Here is a 17,789-nt window from a genome sequence, read left to right as displayed (position 1 = left end):
ATCAGTAGTATTGAGTTTGAGTTATGAAGAGCGAATTACTCTGGAGTTTAATGATGAGTAAACGTAACGATATTATTGAACCTTCCGAGTGGACATTGGATCGTAAAACAGGGCTTGTTTACAGCGAAATATTGGGATGGATAGATATAGGCCATGCACAGGGAAGTGATATTAAAAACCTACTGATAGATATAAAACGAGGTGAATCAGACCGTGATGGTTATTATGAAGTCATTTATAGCCAAAAGATGTTTGTATATCATCGCCAGTTTGGTACAGGAAAGTTTGTTAAGTGGCGTATCAAAAAAGGTTTATCTGCATGTGAGAAAAACAGCGTTGCGTTAGCCATTATGATGACGACGGCACGCTTGTTTGAAAGTTTGCAATCTAATTTGTGTTTTAGTTGGTATACCGACAGTGGTTTTAGCGGAGAGGACCTTACCTCCGATCTTTTAGGCTTCTATCGGGCAATTCTTCCCTCAGACTACCAGTCAAGACTGAGGCTCGTCAGTAAAGAACAGGCCCTGAGTAGATGGGATTTTTATGGGCCGATAGGCAATTATAAGAATAAAGGATTTTTACCATTACTGTTTCCAGAACCCATGGATAACTGTGCTGTGCATAAACCCTATAAGGGAAGCTTACCTTCGTTTATGACATGGGTGCAACCGTGGAGTGATTTCACTTCTGGTCGGGTAGAAGTTATCACCGGGGATGGCGGTTATTATTCATTTTTGTCGAGGTGAATGGTAATGAGCTACTATAAAATAATATTGATGACGATTGTTTTGATTTTCTTGTCACCGTTGTTAATACCCTGGCCAGATAAATTAGAATATCGGGAAAGCGATCTTTTTAACTATTATTTCTACACCGATGTTGATATCAAGCAGGCTCCAAGGATATCAAATAATTATCGCTTTGAATATATTTCTCCTGATGGGAGTACACGAGAAACAAATCTTATTATTTTTCGCGGTGGTGATGTAGGCATTATTCGTAATTATCTAACAGGTCTTGGTTTTCATTTTTATGATTATAGTAATAATGGAAGGGAAGAGCTTTGGATATCAAATGATAATCGTCAATTTACGTTTTCTATTGTCACTAATGAGAAAACGGATTTGGTTAGTCTGATAAAAACAATGCGTTGAGCGCAGTTTTTATTATCTGAAAAATAGCTCTTTATAAAATAACAAGGGTTAAATATATGGGAATGTCTGAATCACTGGGTGGCGGGATTTCATTTATAAATGAAAATACATTAAACCGTTATCAATTGTATATCCCTTCATGCAAATCTGTACTGGATGTTATTAGCTTTAATGGTACAGAGGAAATGAGTTCATTGTATCGATACGTAGTAAATTTTTCCAGCCAGGATAGCGTGAAAAATAATCGACAGGTTGATATGAAAAGTGGTGATGTGATAACACAAAAGGAACTGGACGCAATTAATCTGGAAGCCGCGGTTAATGCCAACTGGGATGCTAACTCAGAATGTCTCAAGAATGACTATGGAGTGAGTAATGAAAAGCTCGAAGAGATCAGAGTCAGACTGCACGAATTAAACTGACAAACGGGGTTATATTATATGAATATTGATGTGGGGACATTAGTACAGCGACTTGGTAAACCGTATCGATAAATTTATAGCCAAGGTTTGATTTATTATAAAGCAAAGCCTTATGGTCCTATTGATGATGGTGAGGCCGAATTAAATATGAAACTAGAAGGGATGCTTTTAGTTTTAATGAATGATTCGGATAAGGTATTAACCGAAATAACTTTAAGGTTAGAGGATAAAGGTAAACAGACTGGGTATTTCCCAATCCGATGCCATTTGGCCTGGAACCAGTGATGAGTCAGCAGTGGGTACGAAAACGTTTTGGATTGCCTATTATTTATGCTGATGCGGAAATAATTATGACTATCTATATAGGAGTGACAGAAATTTACACATTACCAATTCCAGATCAAAATATTGCTATATCGTTTACTTATAACAAAGATTTATTTGTAGAAACAGTGACTTTTTATTCTTTAGAACGTGCTAGAGAAATTCACGCTGCACTTGAGAAAAAGCGGCTGGGTGGATAATGAGTGTGAGTGCTGAGATGTTTTATTAACCCCAGGCGTTAATGAATTTTGATGTACTAATTAAGCATGTTAGATGGGATTCTATTTATTAAACGGAGTTAACGCTATGAATATGAAACTAACAACATCAGGGCCTACGCTTAACCGCTACAGCTTAACGATCCCTTCATGCCCGCATAAACTGGATGTGGAGCGTTTTGAGGGACTGGAGCAGTTAAGCGTCCGTTACCATTATTCAGTCCTTTTTACTTGCAGTGCTTCAGAGCTGACAGCCGGTATGTTCCTGAACCAGCCGGCATTGCTGACCATGAAAGGCGGGGAATTACTGCATGCTCTGCCCGTCAAGTTCGTCCACGGCGTGGTGACCCATTTCCGGCGTCTGACGGGGTCGCGCGACCAGGTCAGCTATGAAATCATCATTGAGCCTTATCTCTCCCTGCTGGATAAACAGTTCCGTACGCACCGCTTTTTTATTAATAAATCGGTCCCGGAAGTGGTGGGTGAAATCCTGCAGGAGCACGCCCTGCATGGCTGGGAGTATGAATTCACGCTGACGCAGACTTATCCGAAGCGTGAACAGATAAATCAGTATCAGGAGAGTGACCTGGCGTTTATTGAGCGTCTGCTGGCGGAAGTGGGGATATTTTACTTCTTCACGCTGCAGCCGGATACCCGGACGGAAGTGGTGCATTTTGCAGACCAGCAGAGCGCCTATGAGTTTGATAAACGGCTGGCGCTGAACAGCCCGTCAGGAATGAGCGACAGCGGGGCGGACTCCGTCTGGGGACTGAACATTCTGCACCGGGTGGCACCGGCGGGAGTGACCACAAAAGACTATAACCACCGCGAAGCGCAGAAGGTGCTGCAGTCGGCGAGGGCGGATATCACCGGCGGCGAAGGCGAGGAAATGCGCTATGGCGAGGTGTATCACTACAAACCGCGCCATCTTGAAACCGGGGATGCATTCGATCCGGCGCCGGAAACCGGGAACTTCTGGGCGCGACTGGACCACGAGCGTTTTCTGGCGGAGCAGACGCTGATAACGGGTGCCAGCACGGATGCGGGGTTACGTCCGGGACAGGTGCTGACGATAACGGACAGCAGCGTGCCGTCGACGCTGCCGGACGAGCTGCAGCAGCCGGTGGTGGTCATCCGGGCCGGTTTCCGGGGTAGCAGGAAGGATGCGCTGAAAGTGTCGCTGGCGGCGGTCCCGTACAGTGAGACGCAGTGCTGGCGTCCGGCACTGAAGGCAAGGCCGAAGGTCAGCGGCACGCTGACAGCACGGGTCAGCAGCCCGAAGAGCGGGGATATCTACGCGCATCAGACGGCGGAGGGGCTGTACCGGGTGAAGTTTGATGCAGACCAGGACAGCAAACAGCAGGGTTACGAGAGCATGCTGCTGCGCCTTGCCAAACCCTACGGCGGCGACACTTACGGTATTCACTTCCCACTGATACAGGGCACAGAAGTGGCGGTGGCGTTCCATGAAGGGGACCCGGACCGGCCCTATATCGCCCATGCGCTGCATGACTCCCGGCATCCGGACCACGTGACACAGGCAAACCATACCCGCAACGTCATCCGCACGCCCGCGAACAACAAGCTGCGCATGGAAGACAAACGGGGTGAGGAGCACGTCAAACTCAGTACCGAGTATGGCGGGAAAACGCAGCTGAACCTGGGGCATAACGTGGATGCGGGGCGTGCGCTGCGGGGAGAGGGGGCCGAGCTGCGCACAGACGACTGGGTGGCGGTACGCGGCGGTAAAGGGGTTTTTATCACTTCGGACAGGCAGAGTGAAGCTTCGGACAGGATGCTGGAGATGAAAAATGCTGCCGCGCAAATGGTTCAGGCGCTGTCTGTGAGTGATGCCCTGGCGAATGCTGCCGATATCGCACAGGCGTGGCCGGCAGACTCAGATACAGCAAAGGCACTGAATACAGCGTTAAACAATCTTACTCAGCCAGGGATTGTGCTCAATGCACCGGAGCACATAAGCATCAGTAGTCCGAAGTCGGTGCGTCTGTCCTCAGGCAGTGAAAGCGTGGGGCTGGTCGCGGGTGGTAATACAGATATCAGCGTGATGAAGAAATTTACTGCCGTGGCCGGGGAAGCCATCAGTCTGCTGGCCCTGAAGCTGGGTATACGTTTATTTGCCGCAAAGGGGAAGGTTGAAATCCAGGCCCAGGATGACGGGATAGATACCGTGGCGAAAAAGGACATTACCATCACAAGCGTGGAGGGCAAAGTGTTAGTGACGGCAGCCGACGAACTGGTGCTGAACTGCGGAGGAGCCTATATCAAACTCAGCGGAGGTAATGTGGAGATAGGCTGTCCGAAAAATATTCTGCTCAAATCTATCAGCGTGCAGAAATTAATGGCTGCTGATTATGATCTGCCAAAGCCAGAGCTACCGAAAGGATTTAATGATTTCTTTATCGCCAAAGATGAGGATTCTGGGGAGATTATGCCTTTCGTACCTTATCGAATTAAAACAGGAGAGGGAAACGTACATGAGGGGGTAACGGATGCTGAAGGTAAAACCATTACCGTATATACCGCACAGCCTGAATCTTTAGATATCGAATTACTTTGATTTTTTAATTTTAAACAGGGAGGTATTTATGGCAACAGGTGAAGAGAAAACTAAAACGTCTGCGCAAGGCTCAGGAAAAGTTGTTAAAGGTAAATACGATCCAGAAATTTATCTCCACCCTGGCAGCGCGACAGTACTTTGTGTTGATGCAACTGCTGAAAAAACAATTAAGGAGGAGCATTACTTTTTATCAGGGTTACTGGAAAAACAGCTAAAGGCACAGAAAGATCTTGATGAAGCCAATTATGCGGCAATTTTACAGGCTGATACTGTACCAGAAAGACAGCTTCAGAGTAAGATAACAGAAGCATACGCCGCACTCAATAAAGCCAATAAAGCATTTCGCCAGGAATTAATGACTCTCACGGCCAATGTCCCTGAAGGGGAACTTTTGGATGAAAAAATGAAGGAGAGTGCTATTGGCATTATGGAGTTAATTCCCCTTAATAAAAACTCTGTCACTGGATTCAAAAAAACTTATATTCGTTCTGAAAAGATCAAAGAAGATTGGCGTAGATATAAGCTTAGCAATGTTGACAAAAAAACAGGCGAAGCCAGCTTTATTAAGTACCATGACAAAAACATTTCCGTGCAAGATGAAAATGGTAAAACTGTTAATAAAACTGTACGTCAGGCGAAAATAGACCCCCAGGAGCTAAAAAAACAGCTGAAAGAAGCCTCTGTTAAGTTCAAGTTTGATATTTGTGAAGATAGCAACATTATTGTCAGCGATTGGGCAAAAGAGATGAATAAATCGCTGTCCTGGCCGAAGGGGGGGAATGCTGATGAGTCCGTCTATCATCAGTATGTTGATATTAGCGCTCAGGCCCAGCTCATGCGATTTAGCCATGGCGCAGGGATATCCGCGGAATTTAATCCACTAAAGGGTAAGGTTGAAGGGAAATTAGAGGGGCACGCCAGTTTTGCGTTAGGTGAAGCGAAAGCAGAAAGCACTTTATATGTTCCGGACAGGCTAGGCATCAGTCTGCTGTTTCCGGCAAAAGCCGATACCCCGCAAACGCCAGGCGGTATCTGTAATATGGGGGCGCTGCGTTTTGCCCTGAAAATGGTGTTGTCCGGCAGTGTCGGAGCCAGTGTGGCAGTTGAGGTTGGCGCAACGCTCGACTGGAGCGGTGAAATGGGCAAAGGTTACGGTATTAAAGGCCGTCCAGCGGAGCTTCCTCCCCCGCCGCTACCGGGCAAACGAACAATTAATTTACATACTCCGGAAACACCTGAAGCACAGGGCGGAGGAGAAATTGGCGCTTTTGTGGGTGCCCAGTTCGGGGGCAATATCAGCGGCGCCATAGAATGGTTCGACCCGCATCCTGACGACACGCCTCCCGCTAACGTCGGGAAGACGGACGATAAAACCATCGTCAGTAAAGAACGGAAATTTGCGGCAATTGCGAAGCTGGAAATGGGGGTATCGCTACAGGCGGGTGCCGGGGGAAGCGCGGTTTTCTACGTCACCTACATCCAGGGGCGTTTTCGTATTTATTGCAAAGCGGCATTTTGCTGGGGAGTCGGTGCAAAGGGGAGTCTGGGGTTTGAGGTTGATGGCGGCTGCTATTTAGCCTTTATGAAAAGCTTTATGTATATGCTGCGCAACGTTGATTATCAGAAGTTAGCCGACATGATGGAACTAGATGCCTTTCAGGCATTGTGCGCGATCCCCTTAATTATGGCGGCCCGTGGCGTCCATGCGGCGGTCGCTATGGTCGAAGAGACAAAGGATATCATTGCTCAATTAGCGTATGATTTAAAACATGAAAATAACCGGGTTAAGCTGATGGAAAGTGTGCTGAATAATCCGGAACAGTTTAAATACTCGCCACCGGAAACCAAAGGCGCGCTGATTGCGCAGCTAATGGATATCAGTTGGGCGGACCCTCTCGACCCGCGAAACCAAAATAATAACCCGCTCACGTTTAACTCCTGGAAGTTAGGGCCAATGAAACGCCGTAAGCAGGCCATCTTCCTGGCGTTGAAATGGGTGCAGAGTAAAGCGGATTACGACAATGTTATGCAGCATATTACTGAAAATCCGGGGGCGACAAAAGGTGACCGTAATAAAAATGAACAAGCAGTGATTACATTCCTCTCTGATGGTGAGAATGATTCGATATTTTTTACCCATTACGGTAAGAAGCTACCTGAGTTATATAACAATCTTCCGGAGAGGGTTTCACCAGTGGAACCGTTCAAGCCTATTCCCGATAAATTAATGGATCAGTATTTAGCGTTGATTGACCAGCAACAGACATATGACCCCATGAGTGATGACGGACAGACCAGAACGGTTTAATTAAGGATGTCATAATGAATAAGCAATACTGCGCCGCGCTATTAGTAACAATCAGTTTTTGTAATGGCTGTGATAGCAGCACCAGTACTGAACACCAGCAGCTCACCCAGGCGCTGGTGAAGCGTTCGCTGGATAATATGGTCCCGGTCGCGGGCGGTGAGTTTTTAATGGGGGACTTCGGTCCGCTGATTTGGGAAAAACTGCCCTTCAGCTCGAACCAGGATGATAAATACCTGCATAAGGTCAGGCTGAGTAACTTTATGATTGGCAAATATAAGGTCACGCATAAAGATTATAATGAGTATATTAAAATCACCCATGGAAAGAAGCTTACCTATGTATTTGGTGGGAAGTTACTGGCGGATGACGTTCCCGTCAGCGTCCCCTGGCAGATGGCCAAAGACTACTGCCTGTGGTTGGGTAAAATGTCGGGTAAACGGGTGGATTTACCCACCGAAGCGCAGTGGGAATACGCGGCCCGCTCCCGGGGACAGTATTTGCCCTATGCCACCAGTAACGGAAAAATAGAGCGCGGAGTCAACGTTCCCACCTTTGATGAAAGAGCAAAAATGAATGGTGTAGGGATATCGATTTACCCGGTCGGGAAATATCCCCCCAATCCACTGGGGTTGTATGACATGGGACTAAGCGGTGATGAATGGGCTAATGACTGGTATGCGGCGGACTACTATGCACACTCGCCGGTTGATAACCCGCAGGGACCGGGGACCGGCGACAGGAAGGTTATGAGGGGATATTCAGGAGGAGATTATCAGTATGCCCTGACCATGTTTCGCAAGTCGAACCTCCCTTCCCCACTTTTTGACGGGCATAAAGCAGAAGATGACCAATTTCCTCCCAATTTTGGCTTTCGCTGTGTGGTGAATAACGGATGACGGCGCATATTCTGAAACTTCTTACCCCGGGAATATTTTTTCTGGCGCTGACCGGTTGTGATAACAGCACCAGTGCGGAAAACCAGCAGCTCACCCAGGCGCTGGTGAAGCGTTCGCTGGATAATATGGTCCCGGTCGCGGGCGGTGAGTTTTTAATGGGGGACTTCGGCCCGCTGATTTGGGAAAAACTGCCCTTCAGCTCGAACCAGGATGATAAATACCTGCATAAGGTCAGTAGAACTCATGCCTTAGGCGCTAGAATTGAAGTTCTTGGAATGTTTTTGGCATCATGGAAGTATTGCCGTATTTTTTAACACCACCCAAACGACGGAATGGAAAGAGTGTAAGGTACCTAACAGTCCTTCTTCATGCCGCAGGATTCGTAAACGGCTTCCCATCGAGACCAGATTGTATTTGGTTCCTGAACTTATTTTAGAGGCCAGTCAAAAGGCGAATGAAGCACAAAAAAGATTCACTCAATTATTAACAAAGATGGATAAAGAAGACTGGTTTCCTCCTTATACTAACCCTGATTTAGATCATGCGACGAACGTTGGCAGGCATTCCATGCCAGATCAATATTTGAGTTATCTTAATAACCAACTAAAAGAATGTACTCAGCCAACATTGACCATGATGAGGAGAATCAACAGAGAGAAATTTTTAAAGCAAATGAAAACGTATGAGAGTAGTTCCCCGGTGGAAGAGTTTACAAGAAATAGTGCTTTCATTGAGATTCATGATGTAGTCGCATCGACGCTGGATATGACGCGTGGAGTTAAGGGAGGAAATGAAGCCTTGGAATATATAAAGCCACTTAACTTTGAGGAGTTTGAACTATGATTGAAAAATGCTTTATTTTAACCCTGGTGATTATGTTATCGGGCTGCGTTTCAGAGCGGAATCGAACATTATCTCCTCCAGAGGATACCCAATGGGTCACAGTAGGAGTCAATGTCCCTGAAGAACTTATGGTGCTTCCTTTGGCGGTAATTTATCGTTCAGAAATATGTAAACGCACTCGGCATAATTCGTCCGGGGAAGCTTATGAAGTTCCCGGGTATAACTCAATGGAATTTCCAGTATCCCAAAAAGATAGTACAAAGAATTTCTATGATGTGAAACTTGCCCGGCAAGGCGGAGGGCGTTGTCAATGGCATCTGTCTGTGGCTGATATACGGTTGCAATACAAAAATACCCTACAGTTTGGTCAGGGTACAGAGTCGGTAGAAAGTAGCATCAGGCTGGAATTTGATTACCTTGCGGCGAATCAAGGTGGTTGGCATCAAAGAATCAACAGTGATGGCTTGATTTCAAAAGATTATTTTCCATATTTAACTGAGGATTTTATTGGTGGTTATGAAAAAATTATATGGATATATAATGGAAAAATGGACGAGCGGTACTCTGCGTTAAATATAAATTCGATTACATTTTATCCCCTATTGCATTCAGATAAATTAATAAAGAGCATAGGCCCGAAAAAGAAAGAGAAAGGAGCTCATAGGACGTTGATTTATCCTGATGGTACGACGATTCCGATAACTGAAGCCTTTCCTGATATTGACGTATTGAAGAAATTTATAAAGTGATGAAGGACAGAGCAATCGCTCATATTATTATAAATACAAATCTCTTTATTCATTTCAACTGATTTAGGTTAACTAGTTGTTCATGGATTAAAAACTTTGTCGAGGGATTGGTATATGATATGGACATATTTTTTCGCACCGCTGGTAATGTTATCGGGCTGCGTTTCAGAGCGGAACTGGACATTATCTCTCCCAGAAGATACTCAATTGGGCACGGTGGTCGTTGAAATGGGTACAAAGCAAAGCCGATTACGACAATGTTATGCAGCATATTACTGAAAGTCCTGGAAAGGTGAAAGGTGACCGCATTAAAAATGAGCAGACGGTAATTACATTCCTTTCCGACGGTGAGAATGATTCTGTGTTTTTTACCCATTACGGTAAGAAGCTACCTGAGTTATATAACAATCTTCCGGAGAGGGTTTCACCAGAGGAACCGTTCAAGCCTATTCCCGATAAATTAATGGACCAGTATTTAGCGTTGATTGACCAGCAACAGACATATGACCCCATGAGTGATGATGGACAGACCAGAACGGCTTAATTAAGGATATCATAATGAATAGGCAATACTGCGCCGTGCTATTAGCAATAATAGCATTTTGTAATGGCTGTGATAACGGCACCAGTGCGGAAAGCCAGCAGCTCACCCAGGCGCTGGTGAAGCGTTCGCTGGATAATATGGTCCCGGTCTCGGGCGGTGAGTTTTTAATGGGGGACTTTGGTCCGCTGATTTGGGAAAAATTGCCCTTCAGCTCGAACCAGGATGATAAATACCTGCATAAGGTCAGGCTGAGTGACTTTATGATTGGCAAATATAAGGTCACGCATAAAGATTATAATGAGTATATTAAAATCACCCATCGGAAAAAACTCGTTTACCTGTGGGGGGGGAAACTACTGGCGGATGATGTGTCCGTCAGCGTCCCCTGGCAGATGGCCAAAGACTACTGCCTGTGGCTGGGTAAAATGTCGGGAAAACGGGTGGATTTGCCCACTGAAGCGCAGTGGGAATACGCGGCCCGCTCCCGGGGACAGTATTTGCCCTATGCCACCAGTAACGGAAAAATAGAAGAGGGAGTCAATGTCCCAACCTCTGATGAAATATTAAAAATGAATGATATGGGATTTCCTTTCTACCCGGTCGGGAAATATCCCCCTAATCCACTGGGATTGTATGACATGGGACTAAGTGGTCAGGAGTGGGCTAATGACTGGTATGCGGCGGACTACTATGCGCACTCGCCGGTTGATAACCCACAGGGACCGGAGAGCGGCGACAGGAAGGTACAGAGGGGCTATGCGGGAGGAGATTACCAGTATGCCCTGACCATGTTTCGAGAGTCAGACTTCCCTTCTCCACTACGGGATGGGTACAAGACAGAAGATGACTTGTTTTCAGCTAGTTTTGTTTTTCGTTGCGTGGTGAATAACGGATGACGGCGCATATTCTGAAATTTCTTACCCCGGGAATATTTTTGCTGGCGCTGACCGGCTGTGATAACAGCACCAGTGCGGAAAGCCAGCAGCTCACGCAGGCTCTGGTGAAGCGCTCGCTGGATAATATGGTCCCGGTCGCGGGCGGTGAGTTTTTAATGGGGGACTTCGGTCCGCTGATTTGGGAAAAATTGCCCTTCAGCATGAACCAGGATGATAAATATCTGCATAAGGTCAGGCTGAGTGATTTTATGATTGGCAAATATAAGGTCACGCATAAAGATTATAATGAGTATATTAAAATCACCCATCGAAAAAACTCGTTTATATTTATTAAGTGAAGGCTGTACTTTGAAGAAGAAAGTGACTGGATTTTTTTTGATATTTTTATTAATTGTCGATTTGTTTCCTTTTTTACTGGAGTGAAATATGTCAAAAGGTTTTGTTTTGCTTGGTGATAAAACGACTCATGGTGGAAGTGTAATATCTGCATCTTCAACCATGTTTGTTCAAGGGAAAAAAGTAGTTCTTCTGGGGGATATGGTCAGTTGCCCGATACCATTCCATGGCATTAATCCTATTATTGAAGGTTCGCCAGAATGGTTTTCTGATGGTAAGCCGATAGTTGTCGATGGATGCCACAGTTTGTGTGGATGTCAGGTTATTTCAAGTGCGCCGGAAGCATCAATAGGATGAAACCATGGGCTGGGAACGCCATAGAATTATCACGCCCATACCTCCTGAACCTCTTTCTCTCTGGCGATGGATACTGGCTGGTGTATTATCAGTAATAGTAAGTGTCTTATTTTTTGTATTGCATGCAACAGAGCATCTGTTTTTTATTAATGATGTCAATATCTGGCTGATTTCAATTTTTCCAGTTTTCCTGTGGTTAATAATTGCTAGTGTTAGAGCATATTTATATGGGCGGGCGCTTGAATATTATGAATTTTTGCAAAAAGAAATATTGATTTCTCAGCGTGAATGGCAGTCCTGGGGACAGCGCTCTATTGTCGTGATGAATAGCTGCATATTGTTACCAGAGAAAATTACCGTTTCGTTTATTGCAGGTAATCCCACAAATATTGAGAATAAATGTGGTTTAGCTCATCGTATTGACTATTTGCCTAATGTCAAAAATCAAGACAATGCAGTGACTGTTTTGCTGAACAGTATTGCTGAATCTCTGAGTATATTACCGATAGCCATTCCTTTGCATGTAACACTCATCACCGATGGTTCAACGGAAGAACGGCATTTACTGCAAAATAACTTTAATAGCATCTGGCAGATGACTTTCCCTGGCAGGCCACAACCTTCCTCTGTACGAGTAGAAATGGAGTTTCCTTTTTATCGACTGGAAACGAACCTGAAAAATGCAGAAGTCAGGAGCGATCTTGTTCTGGTTTTACAATTTAACGGGCATCAGAATTATTCTGATGGAATGGCAGTCTTTCTTTTAACCAGTGATGACGTAGCGCGTATTTATGGGTTCAACGGTAAGTGCCATTTTCTACGTCCAATGCCTCTGGATAAAGCGTGTTTACCTCAAGATTTAACCACTTTTTTTACTACTCAGGTAAGCGCGATAAATACAAAAAACATTGTGTCTGATGGTCAGTTAATTGATTTGTTGAGTGCGCAACTCTATCCAATTGGTCACAATCATGGCGCTCATTGGCAGGTTGAAAACAAAATTATTCTTGAAAGATTTATGGGGATCCCCGGTCCATTTTCCGGTTGGCTATGCGCTGGCGTGGCGGCTGATATGTCAAAGCATAACTTAGAGTCATATTTAGTCGTTTCTGTTCAGGAAGAACAATCATATATCTGCACCGTTTTACCCTGGAGTAATAATGAATACGACAAGCCATCTGTGGCGTAGGGGAAGTCTGCTTGTTTTAATTGTGGCATTTTTAGCGGGGCTGACATGGCTGATTAGGAGCTATGGTGATCTCCTGGGGGCTGATTCACTTACGAAAAAAGTCATCTTAGGTATATTGACGGTAATTTTGATTATTTTTGTTCGCTGGTATCCACTTATCAACATTTATGCCAAGGAGCACCTTTTTCGGGTAAAAGAGGAAAACGATAGAGTTTTTCCAGACAAGGAATCCCGAATAGAGGAACCGCCCTCCGGGAATATGCTGATAGGGGAAATTCGTGATGTACTCAAGGTATATTACAGTTATCGCTGGCGCGCCAAAACGCGTCTCCTGCTGGTGATGGGGGATGCCTCCCAGGTTGATCAATTAGTACCTAAACTCACCTCTCAACGCTGGGTTGAAGGGGATGGCGTGGTGTTAATCTGGGGAGGTACGCTCACTGAAGCGCCAGATGCCTCGTTGTTTGATGCGATACGCAAGCTGCATCGGCGTCCGCTGGATGGGATTGTATGGGTAACCCCCACTTTTCAGCACCAGGATACACTGGTTCAATCGGCACCTGTTGTCTCTTTAACCGCAGAACAAATTGATAATGCCGCCCGCCATCTTCAGGCTGTTTTTACCACGCTCCGCTGGCGAGTACCGTTATACCTTTGGTCGCTGCATGGCACTCAATTCGTCCGGGATGACGTAACCCTGCACTCTGCGACATGTTTGTTCCCTGCAGGATGCACCACGTCTTTATGTCGTTCGCAGTTGACCTCGCTGGCAATGCAGATGGCGGAGCAGGGTACGCAGCAGGTTACGCGCAATATCCGTGATAACTTCTTACTGAAAATGGCTAATTTGCTGATGCCTGGCGCAGAAGCTATCAGCGAATCGTTGTCCACTTTTTTCAGCCCGCATCGGCCTCTGCCGCTGGCGGCGGTAATCCTGAGCCAGTATGCGGAAAATACTTCATCGCACGTCGCGCATGCCTGGATGCGTGATGAGCGCTGGCGTGCGCTGCTTGATTCACTCCCTGCGTTACCTGCTGAACTTAAGGCACAGCGTACAGGCCGTTCAGGGATGCGCGTGCTGGCAGTCGGTACAGCCGGTTTGATGCTGCTATGGGGAGCGGGAATGGTGGTGTCTTTCCTGGCGAATCGCAATCTGATTGGCGAAAGTCTGGACCAGGCGAGCCTGGCAGGCGGTGCGGATAAACCGCTCGCCGAGCGTCTTACGGCGCTGTCTGCTCTGCAGCAAACGCCAGGCATGCTTCGCTGGCGTCAGCAGAATGGGACGCCGTGGTACTACCGTTTCGGCTTAAGCCAAAATGATGCTCTGCTGGATGCGCTATGGCCGCGCTATAAGCGTATCGCTATTCCGCTCCTGCGTGATGAAGCCGCCCAACATCTTACCCAGGAATTAACGGCGTTAACCCGACTGGCTCCAGACAGCCCGCAGTTTGCCGCCCAGGCAAAGATCGCCTACAACCAGTTGAAAATGTATCTGATGCTTTCCCGGCCTGAACAGATGGAGGCGTCATTTTTTAGTCAGGCGCTGATGCAAGACTGGCCGGAGCGAGCGGGTATTTCGCGCGCATCATGGCAGGGCGTTGGCCCTGTGCTCTGGCAATTCTGGGGAGAGAACCTTCAGGCGCATCCTGAATGGAAGATAGCAGCCGATAAAAATCTTATTAGCCAGGTGCGAACGCTGTTAATTCGTCAGATGGGGATCCGCAATGGCGAAGCCGCCCTGTATCAGAAAATCATTGAACAGGTAACGCCGCATTACACCGATCTTCGTCTGGAAGACATGACCGGCGATACCCGGGCAGAGCACGTATTTTATACCCGCAGTTCGGTTGCTGGCGTGTATACCCGCAAAGCCTGGGAAGAGGAGGTTTTGCCCGCCATTGAGAAAATCGTCAACAACCGTCGGGAAGAAATGGATCAGGTGCTGGGAGATGATACGCATTCTGCAAGCGACCCTCTCTCTCCACAGGCCTTAAAGGTGCGTCTTAGCGAGCGTTACTTCACGGATTTTGCCGACAACTGGCTGGATTTTCTCAACAGTATTCGCTGGAAGCGCACCCAGACGCTAAGTGATGCTATCGATCAACTCACGTTGATTGCAGATATCCGTCAGTCTCCTCTGGTTGCGTTAATGAATACGCTCGCCGTTCAGGGACGCACAGGGTTAACCGGAGAAGCGCTGTCGGACTCACTGGTGAAGTCGGCAAAGGATCTATTTAACACCAAAGAAAATCAAACCATTGACCAACATGCGCGGGAAGAAGGCCCTATGGCGAGTACCTTCTCGCCAATCCTGGCATTAATGGATGAACAATCGGCTGGGCAGGATATCAGTCATCTGAGTCTGCAAACCTACCTGACCCGGGTAACGCAGGTCAGGCTGAAACTCCAGCAGATTACTAACGCTGCCGATCCGCAAGGCATGAGCCAGGCCCTGGCGCAAACGGTGTTTCAGGGTAAAACCGTCGATCTCACCACCACGCGTGACTATGCCAATCTGGTGGCTGCCAGTCTGGGGCAAGCATGGAGTGGATTTGGTCAAACGATGTTTGTACAGCCGCTGGAGCAGTCATGGCAGCAGGTGTTGCAACCAACCGCGGCGGGCCTGAATGCGCAATGGAAGGCGCTGATTGTGAATGACTGGAACAGCGCATTCGGCGGACGTTATCCGTTTCGCGATGTTGGCAGCGAGGCTTCTCTGCCGCTGCTGGCGCAATATCTGCGAAGCGATAACGGGCGAATCCCGCATTTTCTCGAAAGTCATTTAAGCGGTGTGCTGCATAAACAGGGAAGTCACTGGGTTGCCGACACGGTGAATGCTCAGGGGCTGGAGTTTAATCCGGCGTTCATTGAGGCAATGGATCAGCTCAGTCAAATTGCGGATGTCGCATTTATTCGTGGGGAAGCCGGGATGCGTTTTGAATTGCGTCCTGGAACGGCGCGCGACGTGATGCAGACTGACCTCGTGCTGGATGGACAGAAACTCACCTACGTTAATCAGATGCCAGCGTGGAAAAATGTTGTCTGGCCTGCTGATACTCAGGCTTCAGGGGCAACCCTAAGCTGGGTGAGCACCAATACGGGAACCCGAATCTACTCCGATAATCCTGGTACCTGGGGCTGGATAAGATTGCTTGAGAAAGCGGAGATAACCGATAACGCTGGCGTGGGCAGCGGTTTTAACCTGCGCTGGACTGCGCAGGATGGATTGCCGCTGAACTATACCCTGCGAACGGAAGCCGGTGAAGGTCCCCTTGTATTACTCAAACTCCGCGATTTTGAACTACCAGAAGCAATTTTTGTTGTAAGCGGCAATATTTCCTCAGAGGAAGAAGAATGAGTGCCCTGAAACGTCTACTGGCCGCCAGCACGGCTTCGCCAGATGAACAGCAGCAACTAATGGAACAGGCGCAAACGCAGACTACGCTATGGAAAAACTGGCTATTGCCCATTTCAGCAGCCAACCCCGGTGGTGAAGATCCTGGCTATGACGATGATTTTCAGCGCATGCGAGAGGAGGTGAATAAACTTTCTGGCGCACAAACGGATCTCATCATTGAGCTTGCGGAAAAACTTCTGATCACCACCTGTAAGGATGTCCGTGTTGTCACTTACTACACATGGGCACGTTTGCATCAGGATGGTGAGTCCGGCCTGGCGGATGGTCTGATTTTGCTGGCTGGGCTGATGCAACAATATGGCGATTCTCTCCATCCCTTAAGAGCCAACAGTCATAAAGCTGCTCTTGAATGGCTGGCTGGCGGGCGGATGCTGGATAGTCTGGCGCGTTTTCCCGAAGTTTCACGACCTGACGCGCAACGGATCGCCGGTGCGCTGATGCTGCTGGAGCAGCAGTTTAGCCTGCGAGAGGAGAGTATTCGTCCTGGGCTTGGGGCGCTGTATAGCGCGCTGGAGAACCGTCTGGTCCAATCTGGCGGGGCTCAGGCATTGGTACCGCAAAATATCAGTGCTCAACCCAGTCGGCACAGCGCAGAAACCCCTGTCCTTAAAAGTATTACCTCTGGCCGTGAGCTGCTGGAGCAGGCACGAGTGTTGGCGAAATACTTAAGCGATCAGCCGGATGGCTGGCTGGCGGCGCATCATTTGATGAAAAGCGTGCGGCTCGATACGGTCAGCCAGCTTCCACCGCCAGATGGCGCCGGACGTACGCGCCTGGTACCGCCCAAGAGTGATTATCGCGCGCAGCTCAAACGTCTCTATTTGCAGCAAAGTTGGACTGAACTGATTGAGTTAACGGACAGCTTATTTGTTGAGGGGGTGAATCATTTCTGGCTGGACGTGCAGTGGTACCTTCATCAGGCATTAACAAGAGCGGGATCGCCATGGGATAAAAATGCCGGGATTATTATCAGCGATCTGAAAATGCTGCTGCATCGGATGCCGGGTCTGGAAACGCTGGCGTTTAACGATGGGACTCCCTTTGCAGATGATGTCACGCGTGAGTGGATAGCCCGTGACGTGCTACAGGAAAGTGACTGGCAGATGGAAAAAATCGCTGCGGCTAGTGCAGGAGCGGACGACGATATTCTGCTACTTGAAGGCGAAGCTTTGACGTTAGCGGATAGCGAAGGCGTTGAAGCCGCGCTCGCCTGGGTTCAGGCACGCCCTGGTATTGTTTCACGTCGACAGCGTTGGTTACGCCAGCTGTTGATGGCCCGTCTGACAGAACAATGTGGGCGCAACGATCTCGCGCTGCATTTGCTTGGGGAATTGAATACTACAGCACACTCTCTCACTCTCAAACAATGGGAGCCTGAGCTGCTGTTTGAAGTTAAAGCGCGACGGCTGAAACTTTTGCGTTTAAAAGCCAACCGCAGTGAAAGTGACAAAGCGCGTCTGGCACCAGAGATGGACTCACTGTTGTCCGGTTTGGTCGCCATTGATCCCGCCAGAGCCGCCGTTTTGTGCGGTTAAAACAAAATAAGCGAACTGTGAA

The 17,789-nt window shown here is 47.5% G+C and carries 13 protein-coding genes and 4 pseudogenes; all 17 read left to right on the top strand.

Annotation, left to right across the window (positions count from 1 at the left end):
- Positions 1-53: 53 nt before the first annotated feature.
- The 17 genes and pseudogenes from OGY33_RS13860 to tssA all read left to right on the top strand — a co-directional run bounded on the left by OGY33_RS13860 (position 54) and on the right by tssA (position 17,767).
- Positions 54-746: a hypothetical protein gene (locus OGY33_RS13860; RefSeq protein WP_191239000.1), complete on the top strand. Its 693-nt coding sequence runs from the start codon at positions 54-56 to the stop codon at positions 744-746.
- 6 nt (positions 747-752) lie between these two features.
- Positions 753-1,154, top strand: coding sequence for a hypothetical protein (locus tag OGY33_RS13855; protein WP_191238124.1), 402 nt, complete (start codon positions 753-755; stop codon positions 1,152-1,154).
- Positions 1,155-1,426: 272 nt separating this feature from the next.
- A pseudogene (locus OGY33_RS13850) lies at positions 1,427-1,576 on the top strand (S-type Pyocin family protein); the annotation flags it as partial.
- A gap of 87 nt (positions 1,577-1,663) precedes the next feature.
- A pseudogene (locus OGY33_RS13845) lies at positions 1,664-2,100 on the top strand (DUF6392 family protein).
- A gap of 106 nt (positions 2,101-2,206) precedes the next feature.
- Complete coding sequence (locus tag OGY33_RS13840; protein ID WP_191238125.1) at positions 2,207-4,696, top strand: type VI secretion system Vgr family protein; 2,490 nt, start codon at positions 2,207-2,209, stop codon at positions 4,694-4,696.
- A 28-nt stretch (positions 4,697-4,724) separates the two neighbouring features.
- Positions 4,725-7,004, top strand: coding sequence for a hypothetical protein (locus tag OGY33_RS13835; RefSeq protein WP_262411164.1), 2,280 nt, complete (start codon positions 4,725-4,727; stop codon positions 7,002-7,004).
- A gap of 14 nt (positions 7,005-7,018) precedes the next feature.
- On the top strand, positions 7,019-7,900 hold the full coding sequence (locus OGY33_RS13830) for a formylglycine-generating enzyme family protein (protein ID WP_191238126.1): 882 nt from the start codon (positions 7,019-7,021) through the stop codon (positions 7,898-7,900).
- Positions 7,897-8,133 (top strand): annotated as a pseudogene (locus OGY33_RS13825) (hypothetical protein); the annotation flags it as partial. The gene OGY33_RS13830 and the pseudogene OGY33_RS13825, both read left to right, overlap by 4 nt.
- 175 nt (positions 8,134-8,308) lie before the next feature.
- Positions 8,309-8,743 (top strand): hypothetical protein, encoded by a 435-nt coding sequence (locus tag OGY33_RS13820; RefSeq protein ID WP_149608020.1) that lies wholly within the window; start codon positions 8,309-8,311, stop codon positions 8,741-8,743.
- Positions 8,740-9,492, top strand: coding sequence for a hypothetical protein (locus OGY33_RS13815; RefSeq protein ID WP_149608019.1), 753 nt, complete (start codon positions 8,740-8,742; stop codon positions 9,490-9,492). The genes OGY33_RS13820 and OGY33_RS13815 overlap by 4 nt, the downstream gene beginning before the upstream one ends.
- A 223-nt stretch (positions 9,493-9,715) precedes the next feature.
- Entirely contained in the window at positions 9,716-10,036 is a 321-nt protein-coding gene (locus OGY33_RS13810) for a hypothetical protein (RefSeq protein WP_188110111.1), read from the top strand.
- 14 nt (positions 10,037-10,050) lie between these two features.
- Positions 10,051-10,932: a formylglycine-generating enzyme family protein gene (locus OGY33_RS13805; protein ID WP_191238127.1), complete on the top strand. Its 882-nt coding sequence runs from the start codon at positions 10,051-10,053 to the stop codon at positions 10,930-10,932.
- Positions 10,929-11,237, top strand: a pseudogene (locus tag OGY33_RS13800) (SUMF1/EgtB/PvdO family nonheme iron enzyme); the annotation flags it as partial. The gene OGY33_RS13805 and the pseudogene OGY33_RS13800, both read left to right, overlap by 4 nt.
- Positions 11,238-11,358: 121 nt before the next feature.
- Positions 11,359-11,625 carry a PAAR domain-containing protein gene (locus OGY33_RS13795; RefSeq protein WP_079934142.1) on the top strand — a complete coding sequence of 89 codons (267 nt, stop codon included), beginning with the start codon at positions 11,359-11,361 and terminating at the stop codon, positions 11,623-11,625.
- Positions 11,626-11,629: 4 nt separating this feature from the next.
- A complete protein-coding gene (locus tag OGY33_RS13790; RefSeq protein ID WP_149608017.1) occupies positions 11,630-12,814 on the top strand; it encodes a KPHS_23130 family T6SS system protein in 1,185 nt (394 codons plus the stop codon).
- Positions 12,786-16,172 (top strand): ImcF-related family protein, encoded by a 3,387-nt coding sequence (locus OGY33_RS13785; RefSeq protein ID WP_191238129.1) that lies wholly within the window; start codon positions 12,786-12,788, stop codon positions 16,170-16,172. Before OGY33_RS13790 ends, OGY33_RS13785 begins: the two co-directional genes overlap by 29 nt.
- The gene (gene tssA, locus OGY33_RS13780; RefSeq protein ID WP_191238130.1) at positions 16,169-17,767 is read left to right on the top strand and encodes a type VI secretion system protein TssA; all 1,599 of its coding nucleotides are present in this window, start codon (positions 16,169-16,171) and stop codon (positions 17,765-17,767) included. The genes OGY33_RS13785 and tssA overlap by 4 nt, the downstream gene beginning before the upstream one ends.
- The last annotated feature ends 22 nt before the right edge of the window (positions 17,768-17,789 follow it).

The sequence above is a fragment of the Citrobacter sp. Cpo032 genome (genome assembly GCF_030332975.1).
Taxonomy (GTDB): Bacteria; Pseudomonadota; Gammaproteobacteria; order Enterobacterales; family Enterobacteriaceae; genus Citrobacter; species Citrobacter portucalensis.
This window is presented reverse-complemented; position numbering and strand designations above follow the sequence as displayed.

Bases quoted from the DNA above. Each gene is read 5' to 3' on its own strand.
- OGY33_RS13805 (WP_191238127.1), top strand. From the start codon at position 10,051: ATGAATAGGCAATACTGCGCCGTGCTATTAGCAATAATAGCATTTTGT.
- OGY33_RS13815 (WP_149608019.1), top strand. From the start codon at position 8,740: ATGATTGAAAAATGCTTTATTTTAACCCTGGTGATTATGTTATCGGGC.
- tssA (WP_191238130.1), top strand. From the start codon at position 16,169: ATGAGTGCCCTGAAACGTCTACTGGCCGCCAGCACGGCTTCGCCAGAT.
- OGY33_RS13855 (WP_191238124.1), top strand. From the start codon at position 753: ATGAGCTACTATAAAATAATATTGATGACGATTGTTTTGATTTTCTTG.
- OGY33_RS13795 (WP_079934142.1), top strand. From the start codon at position 11,359: ATGTCAAAAGGTTTTGTTTTGCTTGGTGATAAAACGACTCATGGTGGA.
- OGY33_RS13790 (WP_149608017.1), top strand. From the start codon at position 11,630: ATGGGCTGGGAACGCCATAGAATTATCACGCCCATACCTCCTGAACCT.
- OGY33_RS13840 (WP_191238125.1), top strand. From the start codon at position 2,207: ATGAATATGAAACTAACAACATCAGGGCCTACGCTTAACCGCTACAGC.
- OGY33_RS13860 (WP_191239000.1), top strand. From the start codon at position 54: ATGAGTAAACGTAACGATATTATTGAACCTTCCGAGTGGACATTGGAT.
- OGY33_RS13835 (WP_262411164.1), top strand. From the start codon at position 4,725: ATGGCAACAGGTGAAGAGAAAACTAAAACGTCTGCGCAAGGCTCAGGA.
- OGY33_RS13785 (WP_191238129.1), top strand. From the start codon at position 12,786: ATGAATACGACAAGCCATCTGTGGCGTAGGGGAAGTCTGCTTGTTTTA.
- OGY33_RS13830 (WP_191238126.1), top strand. From the start codon at position 7,019: ATGAATAAGCAATACTGCGCCGCGCTATTAGTAACAATCAGTTTTTGT.